The organism is Enterobacter sp. RCC_40, from assembly GCF_041360735.1.
GTDB lineage: Bacteria > Pseudomonadota > Gammaproteobacteria > Enterobacterales > Enterobacteriaceae > Enterobacter > Enterobacter ludwigii.
This window is the reverse complement of sequence record NZ_JBFUPR010000012.1, coordinates 181-3,365: the sequence shown is the minus strand read 5'-3', so window position 1 is coordinate 3,365 and position 3,185 is coordinate 181. Positions and strand designations below refer to the sequence as shown.

Below are 3,185 nucleotides of genomic sequence, written 5' to 3'. Positions count from 1 at the left end.
TTGGTGGAGCTAAGCGGGATCGAACCGCTGACCTCTTGCATGCCATGCAAGCGCTCTCCCAGCTGAGCTATAGCCCCACATGTTGACTTTACTGACCGCACTCTGTTGGGTTCAGAGTGTGGTGGAGCTAAGCGGGATCGAACCGCTGACCTCTTGCATGCCATGCAAGCGCTCTCCCAGCTGAGCTATAGCCCCATCGTAAAGCTGTCATGTTGACGGGCGGCATAATATGAATTCCGCTGCGGAGTGTCAACGGCAAAATCAATGACGGCGGTTCAATCGCCGAAAAATCATGCAAATGAATCACTTTGCGAGTCTGCTCGCAGTCATGAGTTAAGCCTGTCACATTTTCCTCTAAAACGGTGCTATAAAATGAGCCGTTAATTAACCCCACGAATATTCAGGAAATTGCATGATCAAGGAACGAATGACGCCAGAAGAGTTAGCCCTGCTCACTGGCTATAGCCGCCAGACCATCAATAAATGGGTACGCAAAGAGGGTTGGATTACATCGCCAAAACCAGGAGTCCAGGGCGGCAAAGCGCGTCTGGTGCACGTTAATGAAAAAGTGCGTGAGTTTATCCGCAGCGCGCGCCGGGCAAGTGAAACGTCTGAGATACCAGAAAGTGCCAGCCATGATGGCTCGCTTCACTCCCTGCTCCTGACGCTGGCAAATGAAATGACGCCGGAAGAGCAAAGGCAGATGACATCACTGTTACTGCGGGAAGGGATTACCGGATTGTTGCAACGTTTAGGGATACGCGACCAGAACTGATATGAAAAGATTCCGTAGCAAAATGACCACCGAAGAGCTGGCAGAAAATTTGGGTGTTGCACGGCAAACGGTGAACCGCTGGATACGCCAGCAGGGATGGAAAACCGAGGGTGTCAATGGGGTGAAAGGCGGACGTGCACGGCTGATTCATATTGATGCCCGCGTGAAGGAGCACATCATGAGCCTCCCGGCTGTCCGTAACCGTCAGGCGGTGTACCATCTGGCGGAGGTGACATCGTTGTACAGTGAACCCTCCTCTACTCTGCGTCCTGGGATCATCGAGACGCTGGAGAATATGACGCACCTTGAGCAGGAGCGTCTGGATGCCTTACTAAAGCGTGAAGGGATACGCGGCTTTCTTGCACGTCTCGGCATTGCTGAATTTAATGCATAAAAAAACGGCAGGTCTCCCTGCCGTTTTTCATGGTTCAGGCGTTATTACTGCTGATTTTCGCGCTCAGTAATAAAATCCAGCGCCTTGTTAATGCGCGCTACGCTGCGTGATTTACCAATGGCATGAACGGTAACATCGAGTGCCGGAGACTGACCCGCACCGGTGACTGCCACACGCAGTGGCATACCCACTTTGCCCATACCAACTTCCAGCTCATCTGCCGTCGCCTGAATGGCATGATGCACATTCTCGGCAGTCCAGTCAGTCATCGCCGCCAGTTTGTCACGCACCACTTCGAGTGGCTGACGCGCAACCGGACGCAGGTGCTTCTTCGCCGCGTCCGCGTCGAACTCGTCAAACTCTTCATAGAAGTAGCGGCAGCTTTCAGCGATCTCTTTCAGCGTTTTGCAACGCTCGCCGAGCAGTTTCACCAGTTCCGCCAGTTCAGGGCCAGTACGAGTATCAATATTTGCCTGCTCGATGTGCCACTGCAGGTATGTCGCCACATATTCCGGCTGCATGGTATTGATGTAGTGGTGGTTCAGCCAGAGCAGCTTATCAGTGTTAAACGCGCTCGCAGATTTGCTCACCGCGCCCAGAGAGAACAGATTGATCATTTCTTCACGGCTAAAGATCTCCTGATCGCCGCTGGACCAGCCCAGACGCACCAGATAGTTCAGAAGCGCTTCCGGCAGATAGCCGTCGTCGCGGTACTGCATGACGCTGACCGCACCGTGGCGTTTAGACAGTTTTTTGCCGTCGTCGCCATTGATCATGGACACGTGCGCATAGACCGGAACAGGGGCGTTCAGCGCTTTCAGGATGTTGATTTGACGTGGGGTGTTGTTGATATGGTCTTCGCCACGGATAACATGCGTGATTTCCATATCCCAGTCGTCAACCACAACGCAGAAGTTATAGGTTGGGGAACCGTCGGTGCGGCGGATGATCAGATCGTCCAGCTCCTGGTTGCTGAATTCGATCGGGCCACGGATCTGGTCGTCAAAAATTACCGAGCCGTCCTGCGGGTTAGCAAAACGCACCACGCACGGTTCATCAGCTGCATGCTCGCTATGGTCATGGCGGCAGCGGCCGTCATAACGCGGTTTTTCACCCTTCGCCATCTGATCTTCACGCAGCGCATCAAGGCGTTCTTTGGAGCAATAGCATTTATACGCTGTACCCGCGACCAGCATCTCATCAATCACGGCGTTGTAGCGGTCAAAACGTTTGGTCTGGAAATACGGGCCTTCGTCCCACTCCAGATTGAGCCAGTTCATACCATCCATAATGGCTTCAATTGCTTCCGGCGTGGAGCGCTCGAGATCGGTGTCTTCAATACGCAGTACGAACTCACCTTTGTTGTGGCGTGCAAAAAGCCAGGAATAGAGAGCGGTACGTGCACCACCGACGTGCAGATAGCCTGTCGGGCTCGGCGCGAAGCGAGTTTTGATTTTCATGAAATGGCCTTACGTTATAAAGATGCCGGCAATCGGCAAATCCTGGGAAAAAAACAATGGGCAATATTCTATCACTGTGGGGGGATTCCTCAATGTTGATCCCTTTATCGTGAGGGAGTTTGCGATTTTTGTTTAGAAATCATGCGTCATCGCCCGTTTCGCGATCGTTTTGTTTAATTTTACGACGAACGAATAAAAACTTTAGAAAATGCGTTGACTCATTTTCAACTCTCCCTATAATGCGACTCCACACAGCGGGGGTGATTAGCTCAGTTGGTAGAGCATCTCCTTTACACGGAGGGGGTCGGCGGTTCGAGCCCGTCATCACCCACCATCTACTTAAGTAGACTCGCAGTGTAGATAAGTATTGAGATTGGGCGATTAGCTCAGTTGGTAGAGCATCTCCTTTACACGGAGGGGGTCGGCGGTTCGAGCCCGTCATCGCCCACCATTCTCACCTTATCGCAGCAGTTCCGAAATGGGCGATTAGCTCAGTTGGTAGAGCATCTCCTTTACACGGAGGGGGTCGGCGGTTCGAGCCCGTCATCGCCCACCA

At 52.7% G+C, this 3,185-nt stretch carries 3 protein-coding genes and 5 tRNA genes; 5 read left to right on the top strand and 3 right to left on the bottom strand.

Annotated elements, in window-relative coordinates:
- Position 1: 1 nt before the first annotated feature.
- Together AB6731_RS22390 and AB6731_RS22385 are read right to left on the bottom strand one after the other, a co-directional pair.
- Positions 2-77: transfer RNA gene (locus AB6731_RS22390), tRNA-Ala, on the bottom strand.
- Positions 78-119: 42 nt separating this feature from the next.
- Positions 120-195, bottom strand: a tRNA-Ala gene (locus tag AB6731_RS22385).
- A gap of 217 nt (positions 196-412) precedes the next feature.
- Here AB6731_RS22385 and AB6731_RS22380 point away from each other — a divergent pair.
- Entirely contained in the window at positions 413-775 is a 363-nt protein-coding gene (locus AB6731_RS22380; RefSeq protein WP_014171072.1) for a YfeC-like transcriptional regulator, read from the top strand.
- Position 776: 1 nt separating this feature from the next.
- Positions 777-1,169 carry a YfeC-like transcriptional regulator gene (locus tag AB6731_RS22375; RefSeq protein WP_042866304.1) on the top strand — a complete coding sequence of 131 codons (393 nt, stop codon included), beginning with the start codon at positions 777-779 and terminating at the stop codon, positions 1,167-1,169.
- A 44-nt stretch (positions 1,170-1,213) separates the two neighbouring features.
- On the opposite strand, the gene gltX is transcribed toward AB6731_RS22375, so the two are convergent.
- A complete protein-coding gene (gltX, locus tag AB6731_RS22370; RefSeq protein ID WP_014171074.1) occupies positions 1,214-2,629 on the bottom strand; it encodes a glutamate--tRNA ligase in 1,416 nt (471 codons plus the stop codon).
- A 258-nt stretch (positions 2,630-2,887) separates the two neighbouring features.
- On the opposite strand from gltX, the gene AB6731_RS22365 reads away from it, so the two are divergent.
- The 3 genes from AB6731_RS22365 to AB6731_RS22355 all read left to right on the top strand — a co-directional run bounded on the left by AB6731_RS22365 (position 2,888) and on the right by AB6731_RS22355 (position 3,185).
- Positions 2,888-2,963: transfer RNA gene (locus AB6731_RS22365), tRNA-Val, on the top strand.
- Positions 2,964-3,004: 41 nt separating this feature from the next.
- A tRNA-Val gene (locus tag AB6731_RS22360) sits at positions 3,005-3,080 on the top strand.
- Positions 3,081-3,109: 29 nt separating this feature from the next.
- Positions 3,110-3,185, top strand: a tRNA-Val gene (locus AB6731_RS22355).